The sequence below is a fragment of the Robiginitalea sp. SC105 genome (assembly GCF_014243345.1).
Lineage (GTDB): Bacteria > Bacteroidota > Bacteroidia > Flavobacteriales > Flavobacteriaceae > Robiginitalea.
Genome location: NZ_JACLZF010000001.1, coordinates 661685 through 675769 on the forward strand (window position 1 = coordinate 661685; position 14085 = coordinate 675769).

Sequence of the window (14085 nt, forward strand, 5' to 3'; positions counted from 1 at the left end):
GTTTAAAAACGATATCGGATGCCGCTGTATACCCCTACGGAATAAGGCTGGAAGTTCCCCGCCGTGTTGGTAAAGGTATTCAGATGGTATTTGAACATAGGCTGCATCTGTAGTTGCAGGTCGGAATTGAGGTTGTAGAAAACCCCCAACCCCAGGTTGGTGCTGAAACTTACCGAATTCATATTCGTCGCCTCGCCGATCTGGGTGGTGGCCCCATCCGAATCCAGGCTTACCGAATTATCCACCAGGAAGAGCGAACTGAGCCCCCCGACCAGGTTGATCCCCAGTTTCCGGTCAACCAGCCGGTATTCCAATTCCATGGGGACTTCCAGGTACCCGAATTCCTGTAGCATGCGGCCTTCCCTCGCCGGCGTCTGCGCATTCACATCTGCCGTCGTATTTTCGATAGGCAGTGAATTTTCGGTGGCCGTGCTTTCCACCACTACGGTGCGCGCGTTCTCTGAATAACTGATCGTACGGATCAGGGACGAAGGGGAGGGGCCGGACAGTGTTGAGGTAAAAGCGACCTGGTTGGTATTGTACCCAAAATCGACCCGGTTCAGCCCCGAACGAAGGCTTAGTCTGTCGGAAACCTCATAGGCTACCGAAACGCCGTAACTGAAATTCAGTGTCCCGGACTTGCTGTTGGAGACAAAATTCTGCGAAATTGGCGACCCGTCTCCGAAAGAATTATAGTAGACCGGTGCCAGGTTGGTGCCCACGGACCAGCGGCCGGAAGCCTTTTCCGCCACTGCGGCTTCTTCGGCTTCTTCAATGGCCTCAAAGAGGGATTTGCCCTTGTCGGTCTTCGCGTCTTGGGCCGACTCTTCCTCATCCTCACCGGTAACAGCCGGAATATTTGCCGCCAGTTGCCCGGAAGCAGCCGGTTGGACATCTCCTTCCCGGTTGTTCCGGTCGGCCCCATCCGGTTTTTCAGGCGTGCGAACCGCGATGTCCCCGCCATCCTTTATGTCCCCGTCATTTTTTGACGCATCGGTATTATCACGGGTTTCGGCCGCGGCCACGGCTGTGACCCCCTGCCTGGTCGGGTCCTGATCCTTCCTGTTTCCCGGAAGTTCCCCATTTTTCACGGGGGTAACCTTGTCCGGGGAAGTCCCCGAATCAGCTTCTCGGGTGGCTGCGTTGCGGGTGTCGCCCTCCGGGACGATAGTGCCGCGGTTTTCCCTTGCCTGACGGGCTTCTCCACCGGTTTCCTCTGGATTGCCGCGTGTATCCGGGGCGCCTTCATTGGGCGCTCCTGCGTTGCCGGAATCCGTTTCCGGGGAATCTGTGCCCCGCGTATCGGTTACCGGAATTCCCTCCAGTTCCGGGACCCCGTCAGGGGTGAAAAATAACAGGGATAGCAGGAGGGCAGCGGCAATACCGCCCAGGGCCCACCAAATGGGGACAACCCGCTTCTGCTTTTTCTGGTCCAGGGACGCGCGGATCCGATCCCATACATGGGGGTCGGGTTCCCGGGCGTATTTTCCGAGCTTTTCCTTGAAAAGATCGTCTGAATGTTCTGGTTCCATGTTTATTGAGTTAGGCTATATTAATTTTCGTATTCTTAATCCGGTCCCGGAGGATGGCCCTGGCCCGAGCCAGGTTGGATTTGGACGTCCCCTCGGAGGTGCCCAGGGATTCGCTGATCTCCTTGTGGGAGTATCCGTCCAGGACGTACAGGTTGAACGTTATCCGGTATTTCTCCGGCAGCTCCTGGACAAATTTCAGCAAAGTACTCAGGGAGGGCTCCTGCCCCGATTCCTCAGCACTACCTGGGTCGTCCCCCTCGTCCGGGACCTCCGTAACCAGGCTCAGGGGCTCCTTTTTCCGGTATTTCTGCAAAACCGTATTGACCGTGATCCGCTTGAGCCACCCTTCAAAAGAACCCTTGGCCCCGAATTGGTGGATCTTTTCAAAAATGGTCATAAAACTGTCGTGCAAGTTGTCCTCCGCTTCCGTCTTGTTTCGGGAATACTTCAGACAAATGCCAAAAAGCACAGCGGAATAGGTCCTGTATAATTCTTCCTGGGCCGCTCTGTTTCCTTTCTTACACTTTTTTATGAGCTCTTTTTGGGTCAAAATGTCGGTTCGATTACATAGGAAGCCATGGTTTTCGGAAAGGCGCTATTCAACGGGGACTTCAACCTCGATAAACCGGGGGTTCCCCGATTCGTCCTCCCCGGAGTAAAACCGGAAAAGGTAGGGTTCGTAATACCGGCAGGTAAACTGAAAACTCGTCTGGAGTTCCCGGGCCGGGCCGGTACAGTTTTCTTCCGGGAATTCCGATCCGATGGCCACCACCCTGCGCACTGCGGTCCCTTCCGAAGTCACATCAAATCCCTCGAAGTTCGTACACCCGTTCGGGAGGGCATAGGTTACTCCGATTTCATAGGATTCGTGGAGTTGGAAGGATTCCGGCATATCCACAGCAGTTATCTCCAGCGTCACAAAGTGGTAACTCATGCCGTCGTCACTTATGTCACAGCCGGATAGCAGGATGCAAATCAGGAATATGGGCAAACCTTTCCAAATGCGCTTCATATGCATCATCTATAACTATTCCTTGTCTATAAGATGAGTCCGGCGCCTAAAGGTTGCTTGCCCTGGAGGGAAATGCGGGATTACCCCTTGATCGCCTTGATGGCCTCTTTGATTTTCTGTTCGAGTTCCTCAAGTAGTTCCGGGTTGTCTTTGAGGAGGATTTTTACGGCATCGCGCCCCTGCCCCAATTTGGTATCCCCGTAACTGAACCAGGAGCCGCTTTTCTGGATGATTTCATAATCCACGCCAAGGTCCACGATCTCGCCTACCTTGGAGATCCCCTCCCCGTACATGATGTCGAATTCCGTGGTGCGGAAGGGCGGGGCCACCTTGTTCTTGACCACCTTTACCCGGGTTTTATTTCCCTGGACGTCCCCGTCCGTATCCTTGATCTGGGTAGACCGGCGTATGTCCAGGCGGACGGAACAATAGAATTTCAGGGCGTTACCCCCGGTGGTCACTTCGGGGTTCCCGAACATCACCCCGATTTTTTCCCGTAGCTGGTTGATGAAGATCACCGTGCAATGCGTCTTGCTGATGGATGCGGTCAGCTTCCGGAGGGCCTGGGACATCAGGCGGGCGTGAAGCCCTACTTTGGAATCCCCCATTTCCCCCTCAATTTCACTTTTGGGGGTAAGGGCGGCAACGGAATCGACCACGATGATGTCGATGGCGCCGGAGCGGATCAGGTTATCGGCAATTTCAAGGGCCTGCTCCCCGTGGTCCGGCTGGGAAATGATCAGGTTGTCGATGTCCACCCCGAGTTTCTCTGCATAGAAACGATCGAAGGCGTGTTCCGCATCGATGAATGCCGCGATGCCACCGGCTTTCTGGGCTTCGGCAATGGCGTGCAGCGTCAGCGTGGTTTTACCCGAAGATTCCGGGCCGTAGATCTCGATGACCCGGCCCCTTGGGTAGCCTCCTACGCCCAACGCGATGTCGAGCCCCAGGGAGCCGGACGGGATCACCTCCACATCCTGGGCCACGTTGTCCCCCATTTTCATGACCGTACCCTTCCCGTACGTTTTGTCCAGTTTGTCCAGGGTGAGTTTCAGGGCTTTTAATTTCGCATCTTTTTCGCTGCTCATGGGTGTCTTTTATTTGAAAGTGGGAGGCTAAATTACCATTTCTTTTCCGAGTTTCACAATGAGGTAAGCAACCTTTTGAAGATGGCTGTATCTATTAAATGAATTCACATCAGAAACCCGCAATATAGCGCGGGCGGCCGCAACCGCATTTCACTGAATTGCTATGAAGAAGAAGGTAAATGGTTTGCGGTCCCAAGGGCCCTGCTCCTACGAGCAGGGCTTTTTTTTTGCATTTACTCCGGGTGTGGGCTGATTTAACCTGCACATTTTGAGGCCTTCCCCCCGAAAATTCTTATTTTTGCCCCTCGATTTCTTTTAACCCTCAAACCTGTATAGCATGCAACTGTACAATACGATGAGCGCAAAGGAAAGAGAAGCCCTTATCGATGAGGCGGGAAAGGACCGGCTCACGATCTCTTTCTACAAATACGCCCATATCCGCAATCCGGAGTTCTTCCGGGACTACCTTTTCATCCATTGGGACCAGCTGGAAGTGCTGGGCCGTATCTACGTGGCCCGGGAGGGCATCAACGCCCAGCTTTCCGTCCCGGCCGATCATTTCAACGCCTTCAAAGCGCACCTTGACAGCATCACCTTCCTGGAAGGTGTCCGGCTGAACATCGCCATTGAACAGGACAACAAATCCTTCCTGAAACTCAAGATCAAGGTGCGTCCCAAGATCGTGGCCGACGGCCTGGATGACAATGCCTTTGACGTTACCAACAAGGGCGTGCACGTGGATGCGCGCCGGTTCAACGAACTCATCGAGGACCCGGAGGCCATCGTGGTGGATATGCGCAATCATTACGAAAGCGAGATCGGCCATTTCGAAAAGGCCATCACCCCGGACGTGGATACCTTCCGGGACTCCCTGGACCTGATCGAGGAGCAACTCAGGGACTACAAGGAAAACCGAAAGCTGGTCATGTACTGTACCGGGGGGATCCGCTGCGAAAAGGCAAGTGCCTACTACAAGCACAAGGGGTTCAAACAAGTGTACCAGCTCGAGGGGGGCATTATCGAATACACCCGCCAGGTCCAGCAACAGCAGCTGGAGAACAAGTTCCGGGGAAAAAACTTTGTCTTTGACCACCGCCGTGGCGAACGCATTACCGATGAGGTGATCGCCCAGTGCCACCAGTGCGGGAAACCCTGCGACACGCATACCAACTGCGCCAACGAAGGCTGCCACCTGCTCTTTATCCAGTGCGAGGCATGCGCCGAGGCCATGGATGCCTGCTGCAGCGAATCCTGCCGGGAGATCGCGGCCCTGCCGCCGGAGGAGCAGCGCAAGCTCCGAAAGGGAAAGACCAAAAGTAACCTGATCTTCAAAAAAGGGCGGTCCGAGGTACTGACCTACAAGCGGCAGGTGGCCGACCCCTTTGAGGTTCCTTCTGCCGGGGCCACGCCCGCCGATACCGGGAATTGAAGGCAGGACCCACAATCTGAGACAGGCCCCGGGACCCGGACAGGTTCCCCAGAAACGGACCCCGGGGCCCCGGGAATTGACCCCGGCCCCCGTTCGCGTTCGTACTAAAATTATCCTATCTTTACGATTGTGAATTAATTATGAACCTATTTCTGCCGGGTCCTTGGGTCAGGTGGAATTGAGATAGAGAACATGGGGTGTAGCAGTTGTTCAACCGGTTCGGATGGACAGCCGCGCGGATGTAGGAACAACGGAACCTGCGGTACGGATGGCTGTAACAAACTGACCGTGTTTGACTGGCTTTCCAATATGTCATTGCCCGCCGGAGCGCAAGGGTTTGACGGGGTGGAGGTGCGGTTTAAAAACAGTAGAAAGGAATTCTTCAGAAATACGGAAGGGCTTACCCTTTCCATAGGCGACGTCGTGGCCACCCAGGCCAAGGCCGGACACGACGTGGGCATCGTTACCCTTACCGGGGAGCTGGTGCGGGTTCAGATGAAAAAGAAAAAGGTGCCCATGGGCGCCGACCTGCCCAAGATCTACCGGAAAGCCACCCAGCGTGACATCGACAAATGGCAGAAATGCCGCGACAAGGAAGAGGAGATCAAGAAACGCTCCCGGGAGATGGCCATCATCCTCCGCCTCGAGATGAAGATATCGGACGTCGAGTTCCAGGGAGACGGGTCCAAGGCCACCTTCTATTACACGGCCGAGGACCGCGTGGACTTCCGCCAGCTGATCAAGGACATGGCCAAGGCCTTCGGCATCCGGATCGAGATGCGCCAGATCGGCTACCGGCAGGAGGCCCAGCGCCTGGGAGGCATCGGGTCCTGCGGGCGGGAATTGTGCTGTTCCACCTGGCTCACGGACTTCCGGTCGGTGAGCACGGCTGCGGCCCGCTACCAGCAACTGTCTCTGAACCCCCAGAAACTGGCCGGGCAATGCGGCAAACTCAAATGCTGCCTGAACTACGAGCTCGATACCTATCTGGATGCCCTCAAGGATTTTCCGCCCAACGAGACCAGGCTCTATACGGAGAAGGGGGTCGCTTATTGCCAGAAAAGCGATATTTTCAAAGGGATCCTCTGGTTTTCATACAAGGACGACCCGTCCAACTGGCATGTACTCACGAAGGATCAGGTACAGGAGATCCTCGAAAAGAATACGCAAAAGCAAAAAGTCGCCAGTCTGGAGGAGTATGCGAGCAACAATTTCGACCGTGAAAACGTTACCTTTGAAAACCCCGTAGGGCAGGACAGCCTGACCCGGTTCGACCGGCCCAAGGGAAAGCGGCGGGGGAAAAAGCGAAAAAAGAGACGGAATCAGAAACAAGGTAAGGCCCGTAATGCGTAGGTTGCCCATAGCACTATTGATTATACTGACCGGTATTAGCTGTACGGACCAGCTTGCCTACTCCGAATTCCGCAGCACGGAAAACGGGGAGTGGGACAGGGACCGGCCCATGGAATTTACCGTGACCGACCCGGATACCACCCGCGCGCACAACCTTTACCTCTTTGTGCGTAACGACAACACCTTTCCCTACAGCAACCTCTTCCTGATTGCGGAAATGACCTTCCCGGACGGCAGTACCCAGCGGGACACCCTGGAGTATGAGATGGCCAATGCGGCCGGGCAGTGGCTGGGGGAAGGCCTGGGCAGCGTCAGGGAGAACAAATTGGGCTATAAGCGCGACGTCGTTTTTCCTTCCAGTGGCGTATATACCTTTACAGTATCCCACGCCATGCGGAAGAACGGCAACGTCGACGGGGTCCAGTCCCTCCCGGGAATCCTGGATGTGGGGCTTCAGATCGAATCAAACGAATAAGTCAAAAATGGCAACGACACCCAAAAAAAAGGCGCGCGCCACGAAAAAAAAGCCCTCCTTCTGGCCATTTATCAAATGGTTCTGGATCCTTTTCGGGGCGGGTATCCTTGCGGTTTTCCTGACGTTCCTGCTGGCCGCCTGGGGGGTTTTCGGGGAAATGCCCACTTTTGAGCGCCTGGAAAACCCCCAGACCAACCTGGCCACGGAGATCATTTCCTCCGACGGCAAGACCCTGGGCAAGATCTATCTGGAAGAGAACCGGACGGATGTGCCCTATTCCGAATTGCCCGAAAGCCTGGTAAACGCCCTGGTGGCTACCGAGGACGCCCGGTATTATGACCATTCCGGCATCGATGCGCGGGGGACCCTCCGGGCCATTGTCTTCCTGGGGACGCGCGGGGGGGCGAGTACCATCTCCCAGCAGCTGGCGCGCCAGTTGTTTGTGGGGGTGCGGTCCAGCAACGTGGCAGAAGCCATTATCCAGAAGATCAAGGAATGGGTGATTGCCACGCGCCTGGAACGGAACTACACCAAGGAGGAGATCATGGCCATGTACCTGAACATCTACGATTTCGGGTACAATGCCGATGGGATCCGCAGTGCCGCCCGCATCTATTTCGGCAAGGAACCCCGGGACCTCAATACAGAAGAATCGGCCGTTTTGGTGGGGATGCTCAAGAATTCCTCCCTGTACAACCCGATGCGGCGGGAAGAGCTCGTGCGGGACCGGCGCAACACCGTCCTCGCCCAAATGGCCAAATACGGTTACATCACCGATAAAACACGGGATTCCCTTTCGGCACTCAGCATGGATATCAATTTCAATCCCGAAACCCACAGCCAGGGCCCGGCCCCTTACTTCCGGATGTACCTCCGCGGGTGGCTCCGGGACTGGATCGAGAAAAACCCCAAACCCGCGCTGGAAGGCGAACGGGACAAATGGAACATGTACCTGGACGGGCTCAAAATTTATACCACCATCGATTCCCGCATGCAGAAGAACGCCGAAATAGCGGTCCGGGAGCACATGGCGAACCTGCAAAAGGAATTCTTCCACCAGAGCACCCCCCAGCGCAACCCGACGACCCCCTTCCTGGACCTGGAAAGGTCGGAGATCAACAGCATTATGGAACGGGCCATGAAAAATTCCCAGAGATGGCGTGCCATGGACCGGCAGGGCATATCCGAAAAGGAAATCCGGGAATCCTTTGAACAGGAAACCGAGATGACCGTTTTTGACTGGAACCACGCCCCGACCTACGAGAAGGACACGGTGATGACGCCCATGGATTCCATCCGCTATTACAAGACCTTCCTCCGGGCGGCCATGATGTCCATGGAGCCCCAGACCGGCCATGTGAAAGCCTGGGTGGGAGGCGTCAATTACCGCCATTTCCAGTACGACAACGTCATTCAGGGGGCCCGTCAGGCCGGGTCTACCTTCAAGCCATTCGTGTATGCGGCGGCCATCGACCAGCTGCGCCGTTCGCCCTGCGATACCAAGCCGGATACCCAGTACTGCATCGAGGCCGGCAAGCACGGGAACATGGAAGCCTGGTGCCCCAAGAACTCCGACGGGAAGTATTCCGGCAGGAGTTTTACGCTCAAGGCGGCCCTGGCCAACTCCGTCAATACGGTGACGGCCCAGCTCATTGATGAGGTCGGGCCCCGCCCGGTGGTGACCATGGCAAAAAACCTCGGTCTGACCGGTGACATCCCGGAGGTACCCTCTATTGCCCTGGGGACCCATGATTTCAACGTCTATGAAATGGTAGGCGCCTATGGAACCTTCGCCAACCAGGGAGTCTATGTAAAACCTGTAATGGTGACCCGGATCGAGGACCGGAACGGGACCGTACTGTATGAATACACCCCGGAAACCCGGGATGTACTCAGCAAGGATGTCGCCTACGCGATGGTCGACCTGCTGAAGGGGGTTACCGAGGGCGGATCCGGCGTCCGACTGCGGGGCAACTTCCAGAAGAACACCACGGTCTACAAGGAGATCATAACCGGCTACCCGTACGAATTTACTAACCCGATTGCCGGGAAAACCGGCACCACACAGAACAACAGCGACGGCTGGTTCATGGGGATGGTCCCGAACCTGGTCACCGGTGTCTGGGTCGGGGGCGAAGAACGTTCCATCCACTTCAATTCCATTACCTACGGCCAGGGCGCATCCATGGCCCTGCCTATCTGGGCGCTGTATATGCGCCAGAATTACGAAGACCCGGAACTGGATGTGTCCAAAGAGGATTTTGAAAAGCCGGAGGAGCTGTCCATCCGGATCGATTGCAGCCAGACCGAGGAGGAACTGGAAGAACCGGACGAGTTGGAGGACGACCTGGACGACATCGATTTTTAGGGGGTCCCCGACAAAAACGCGAAAACAAAAAAGTACCCGAGCGATATGATTCACAAGGAAGTTGCCAATGCCAAGGAGGCCCTGCAAGGGGTGGCCAGCGGGATGACTTTTATGCTGGGGGGCTTCGGCCTCTGCGGCATCCCTGAAAATGCCATCAGCGAACTGGTGCGCCTCGGGGTGAAGGACCTTACCTGTATCAGCAACAATGCGGGAGTGGACGATTTTGGCCTGGGCCTGCTCCTCCAGGGGCGTCAGGTCCGGAAGATGGTCTCCTCTTACGTGGGGGAGAACGACGAATTTGAGCGACAGATGCTGAGCGGGGAACTCGAGGTGGAGCTCACCCCCCAGGGAACCCTGGCCGAAAAATGCCGGGCAGCCCAGGCGGGGATCCCAGCTTTTTACACCCCTGCCGGATTCGGTACCGAGGTGGCCGAGGGCAAGGAGACCCGGGAATTCAACGGGAAAATGTATGTGATGGAGCAGGCCTTCCGGGCGGATTTCTCCTTTGTAAAGGCCTGGAAGGGGGATACGGCCGGCAACCTGATCTTCAAAGGGACGGCCCGGAATTTCAACCCGGTCATGTGCGGGGCCGCCGCGATTACCGTGGCCGAGGTGGAGGAATTGCTCCCTGCCGGCAGCCTGGACCCGAACCAGATCCACATCCCTGGTATCTTTGTCCAACGGATTTTTGAAGGGACCGGTTACGAAAAGCGGATCGAACAGCGGACGGTGCGCAAGCGACCCGGATCCAACGGTTAACCCAACGTTTTAAACTACCACCATGCTCGACAAGAACGGAATTGCACAACGGATAGCCAAAGAAGTCAAGGACGGGTATTACGTCAACCTGGGGATTGGCATCCCTACCCTGGTTGCCAATTTCGTGCGGGACGACATACAGGTGGAATTCCAGAGCGAAAACGGCGTGCTCGGCATGGGCCCTTTCCCCTTTGAGGGGGAGGAGGATGCCGACCTGATCAACGCCGGCAAACAAACCATTACCACGCTTCCGGGGGCCTCTTTCTTCGATTCGGCCCTGAGTTTCTCAATGATCCGCGGCCAGCATGTGGACCTGACTATCCTCGGGGCCATGGAGGTGGCCGACAACGGGGACATCGCCAACTGGAAAATCCCCGGCAAGATGGTCAAGGGGATGGGGGGTGCCATGGACCTGGTGGCCTCCGCTGAGAATATCATCGTGGCCATGATGCACACCAACAAGGCAGGGCAATCGAAATTGCTGAAACAATGCACCCTCCCGCTGACCGGCGTCGGCTGCGTCCGTAAGGTCGTCACCAACCTGGCCGTACTCGAGGTGACCGATGACGGCTTCCTGCTGCTCGAACGGGCTCCCGGGGTGTCGGTGGACGAGATCCGGAAGGCTACGTTGGGCCGGCTGGTGGTACCGGACACCGTGCCGGAAATGCAGCTCTGAGCAGGACCTCGCGTCCGCTGATGCCGCGCCGGAAATCCAAATCTGAACCCGACCTGGTGCACCCGCATGACTTGCCGGCCCCTTGCCAGAGGGCGCCGTTCATCGATCCGCCTACCCCAAAGCCATTTTTACAACAACTTCCGCCCCCTTCACAACAATTCCTGTGCACCTCCGTTTAAAGGAAGTATATTCGGAAAAGCATCAAGAGCCTTTTTCCCCAGATCAAGTCTCAGAAACCTAAAAACCTATGGAGTCCCAATTGAATCAAATGCCCCAGCAGGAGGAAATTCAGGTTTACCGCAATGACTTTGTCAGCGGCGTGATCCTGCTGGCCAAAAAACTGTTCATGCTGTAACAGCAAGCCGGCAAACCTACCAAAAAAAGCCCCGTCAGCGGGGCTTTTTTTATGCCCGCCCGGAGGCGCCGGCGCAGGAATCCATTATCTTTAGGGGGTGAAACCCCTCGAATTCCAAAGGTGTACACCCGATGACCTGGAGCTGCTCCGCCAGGTATCCATCCAAACATTTACCCACGCTTTCGAGTCCCAGAACAACCCGGACGATTTTAGCGCTTACCTGAAAAAGGCCTTCTCCCGCCAGCAATTGCTGCAGGAACTCCGGCATCCGGACACGGCCTTCTACTTTGTCCGCGATGGCGAAGACCTCGTGGGCTATTTCAAACTGAACGCACACCAGGCGCAGACCGAACTGCAGGAAGCGGAAGGCCTGGAAATAGAGCGCATCTATGTGCTTGCAGGCTGGCAGGGAAGGGGTGTCGGGGCCCGGATGCTTCACTGGATCCGGGACACTGCCCGCACCTCTGGGAAGGCCTACCTGTGGCTGGGGGTGTGGGAACACAATACCCGCGCCATGGCGTTTTACCGCAAGCAGGGATTCGTTACATTTGGAAAACACCCTTACGACATTGGCACCGACCGGCAATGGGACTGGCTTATGCGCCTGGACCTGGGTGGGGCCACTTAAACCAACACCCTGTAAACCATGAGAAAAACCGCTTTGTTGCTCCTGCTGTTGCTCGCCTCCACGGCCGCACGGGCCCAGGCCTATTACTACCCCGCCATGGGGGCCGAATGGGAATCCCGCAGCCCCGAATCCGCGGGCCTGGATCCAGCCGTCCTCAAATCGGCCGTCGATTTTGCGGAGTCACATGAATATTCGGGTTCCCGTGACCTGAGGCGGGCCATCCTGGAGGGTTTCGAGCGGGAACCCTACCACGAATTGCTGGGCCCGGTAAAAAAGCGGGGCGGACCCGCCGGCCTGATCCTGAAAAACGGCTATGTGGTTGCCTCCTGGGGGGATACCCGCCGCGTCGATATGACCTTCAGCGTAACCAAGAGCTTCCTCTCAACCGTAGCGGGCCTGGCCAGCGACCGGGGCCTCATCCGCTCCGTGGACGACCCGGTCTCCGAATACATCTGGGACGGCACCTTTGAGGGCGTCCACAATTCGGGGATTACCTGGTCGCACCTGCTGCAGCAGAATTCGGATTGGTCCGGCAGCCTTTGGGGGCTGCACGACTGGGCCGACCGCCCCCCGAGGGAAGGCGGCATCGACGACTGGAAACACCGGGAACTCCGCACCCCGGGGACCGTCATGGAATACAATGACGTACGGGTAAATGTCCTTGCCTATTCCCTGACCCACCTCTGGCGGAAACCGGTGCCGCAGGTGCTCAAGGAAGAACTGATGGACCCGATTGGCGCCTCCACCACCTGGCGCTGGTTCGGGTACGACCACGCCTGGACGGTAATCGACGGGCTGCGGATGCAGTCGGTCACGGGCGGCGGGCATTCCGGGGGCGGGATCTTTATCAGTGCGGAAGACATGGCCCGGTTCGGGCTGCTTTTCCTCTCCGATGGCAAATGGGAGGGGAAGGAACTGCTCAGCCGGGATTGGATTGACCGGGCCGTGGCCCCGTCGGTACCTAACCCGAACTACGGGTTTATGTGGTGGCTGAACCAGCCGGGTCCCCGCCAGATGGAGGGGGTACCGGATAATGTGTACTACGCCGCCGGGTTCGGGGGCAATTTTATCGTGGTCTGCCCGGATCAGGATGTGGTTATGGTGCTTCGCTGGCTGGAACCATCGGAGATCGGGGAGTTCGTAAGGCGCGTCTTCGCAGCGTTCTGAGTGGGCTCAGATCCCGTTCAGGATCTCACCGGCCCGTTTCAGGGTGTCGTCTTTCTTGGCAAAACAGAACCGGAGTTGCCGGTGGTCCTGCCGGTCCAGGTTGAATACGGAGATCGGGATACTCGCAAGGCCGTGTTCCCGGGCCAGGGTTTCTGCAAATTCCCGGTCCGGGGCGTTGCTGAGGTTCCCGTAGCTGAGTAGCTGGAAATACGTGCCCGCGGCCGGGGTGAATTCAAAACGCGAACCCGATACGGCCTGTAGGAACAGATCCCGCTTCCGCTGCATGAAATCGCCTAGCTCCAGGTAGTGTTCCGGCTTTTCCAGGTAGGTTTTAAGGGCCCGTTGGGCCGGGTGGCTCACGCAGAAAATCGCGAACTCGTGGATTTTCCGGAATTCGCGCATGAGGGGTTCCGGCGCCAGGCAGTAGCCGGTTTTCCAACCGGTGATATGGAAGGTCTTCCCAAAGGAGGCGCAGATGAATGCCCGCTCCCGGAGCCCCGGGAATCTGGCAACGCTTTGGTGGCTGTGCCCGTCATAAACCAGGTGTTCGTAAACCTCGTCGCTCAGCACCAGGATATTTGTGCCCGAAAGCCGGCGTTCCAGTTTTTTCATGTCTGCCTCCGACAGCACCGTTCCTGTGGGGTTGTGGGGGGTATTCAGTATGACCATTTTGGTCCGTTCGCTCAGGGCCAGGTCCAGGGCCACCCAGTCGATGTGGAATTCCGGCCCATCCAGCTGCAGGAGGACGGGAACCCCCCCGTGTGCCCTGACAGAGGGCTCGTAGTGGTCGTAGGCAGGCTTGAAGATAATCACCTCGTCCCCGGGGCGGATGGAGGCTGCGATGGCCGTGAACAGGGCCTGGGTTGCCCCGGCGGTAATGGTCACCTCCGATTCCGGGTTGTAGGCCGCCCCGTAGAGGGATTCCGTTTTTTCCACAATAGCCTCACGCAGGGAAAAAATGCCCGCCAGGGGGGCATACTGGTTGTGCCCGTCCGACAGGGCCTGGCTGTGTAGGCGTATCAGCTCGGGGTCTACCCCGAAGTCCGGGAATCCCTGGGCCAGGTTCAGCGCCCCCGTTTCCACGGCTACCCGGTTCATCACATCAAAAATGGAGGGCTCCAGGTCGGGGAGTTTGGAAGCGATAGGTGTTTTCAAGAGTTTCATTGGGTTTTATAGGGATGCGGTCCCTGGTTTTCAAAAGGGTTGCCCGGTGGCTGTCTGGTCCCGGTTTCCCATAAGGGTC

13 protein-coding genes are annotated in these 14085 nt (G+C 57.0%); 8 read left to right on the forward strand and 5 right to left on the reverse strand.

The window, feature by feature from the left end; translation table 11 throughout:
• Window positions 1-2: 2 nt before the first annotated feature.
• The 4 genes from H7F20_RS02935 to recA all read right to left on the reverse strand — a co-directional run bounded on the left by H7F20_RS02935 (window position 3) and on the right by recA (window position 3632).
• Window positions 3-1532: an outer membrane beta-barrel protein gene (locus H7F20_RS02935; RefSeq protein WP_185784636.1), complete on the reverse strand. Its 1530-nt coding sequence runs from the start codon at window positions 1530-1532 to the stop codon at window positions 3-5.
• Window positions 1533-1542: 10 nt separating this feature from the next.
• Complete coding sequence (locus H7F20_RS02940; protein ID WP_185784637.1) at window positions 1543-2082, reverse strand: RNA polymerase sigma factor; 540 nt, start codon at window positions 2080-2082, stop codon at window positions 1543-1545.
• A 45-nt stretch (window positions 2083-2127) separates the two neighbouring features.
• Window positions 2128-2544 carry a hypothetical protein gene (locus H7F20_RS02945; RefSeq protein ID WP_255443960.1) on the reverse strand — a complete coding sequence of 139 codons (417 nt, stop codon included), beginning with the start codon at window positions 2542-2544 and terminating at the stop codon, window positions 2128-2130.
• Window positions 2545-2624: 80 nt separating this feature from the next.
• Window positions 2625-3632, reverse strand: a complete 1008-nt coding sequence (recA, locus tag H7F20_RS02950) for a recombinase RecA (RefSeq protein WP_185784639.1) — start codon at window positions 3630-3632, stop codon at window positions 2625-2627.
• A gap of 337 nt (window positions 3633-3969) precedes the next feature.
• Here recA and H7F20_RS02955 point away from each other — a divergent pair, with 337 nt between their 5' ends.
• The 8 genes from H7F20_RS02955 (at window position 3970) to H7F20_RS02990 (ending at window position 12842) form a co-directional block, all read left to right on the forward strand.
• Window positions 3970-5061 (forward strand): rhodanese-related sulfurtransferase, encoded by a 1092-nt coding sequence (locus H7F20_RS02955; protein ID WP_185784640.1) that lies wholly within the window; start codon window positions 3970-3972, stop codon window positions 5059-5061.
• A 192-nt stretch (window positions 5062-5253) separates the two neighbouring features.
• The gene (locus tag H7F20_RS02960) at window positions 5254-6414 is read left to right on the forward strand and encodes a regulatory iron-sulfur-containing complex subunit RicT (RefSeq protein WP_185784641.1); all 1161 of its coding nucleotides are present in this window, start codon (window positions 5254-5256) and stop codon (window positions 6412-6414) included.
• Window positions 6407-6889 carry a gliding motility lipoprotein GldH gene (locus H7F20_RS02965; protein ID WP_185784642.1) on the forward strand — a complete coding sequence of 161 codons (483 nt, stop codon included), beginning with the start codon at window positions 6407-6409 and terminating at the stop codon, window positions 6887-6889. The genes H7F20_RS02960 and H7F20_RS02965 overlap by 8 nt, the downstream gene beginning before the upstream one ends.
• A gap of 7 nt (window positions 6890-6896) precedes the next feature.
• Window positions 6897-9257 carry a penicillin-binding protein 1A gene (locus tag H7F20_RS02970; protein ID WP_185784643.1) on the forward strand — a complete coding sequence of 787 codons (2361 nt, stop codon included), beginning with the start codon at window positions 6897-6899 and terminating at the stop codon, window positions 9255-9257.
• A 45-nt stretch (window positions 9258-9302) separates the two neighbouring features.
• A complete protein-coding gene (locus tag H7F20_RS02975) occupies window positions 9303-10016 on the forward strand; it encodes a CoA transferase subunit A (protein WP_185784644.1) in 714 nt (237 codons plus the stop codon).
• Window positions 10017-10038: 22 nt separating this feature from the next.
• Window positions 10039-10692 (forward strand): CoA transferase subunit B, encoded by a 654-nt coding sequence (locus tag H7F20_RS02980; RefSeq protein WP_185784645.1) that lies wholly within the window; start codon window positions 10039-10041, stop codon window positions 10690-10692.
• Between the two features lie 452 nt (window positions 10693-11144).
• Window positions 11145-11675 (forward strand): GNAT family N-acetyltransferase, encoded by a 531-nt coding sequence (locus tag H7F20_RS02985; RefSeq protein WP_185784646.1) that lies wholly within the window; start codon window positions 11145-11147, stop codon window positions 11673-11675.
• A gap of 18 nt (window positions 11676-11693) precedes the next feature.
• Window positions 11694-12842: a serine hydrolase gene (locus H7F20_RS02990; protein ID WP_185784647.1), complete on the forward strand. Its 1149-nt coding sequence runs from the start codon at window positions 11694-11696 to the stop codon at window positions 12840-12842.
• A 6-nt stretch (window positions 12843-12848) separates the two neighbouring features.
• On the opposite strand, the gene H7F20_RS02995 is transcribed toward H7F20_RS02990, so the two are convergent.
• Complete coding sequence (locus H7F20_RS02995; RefSeq protein ID WP_185784648.1) at window positions 12849-14006, reverse strand: methionine aminotransferase; 1158 nt, start codon at window positions 14004-14006, stop codon at window positions 12849-12851.
• Window positions 14007-14085 lie beyond the last annotated feature (79 nt).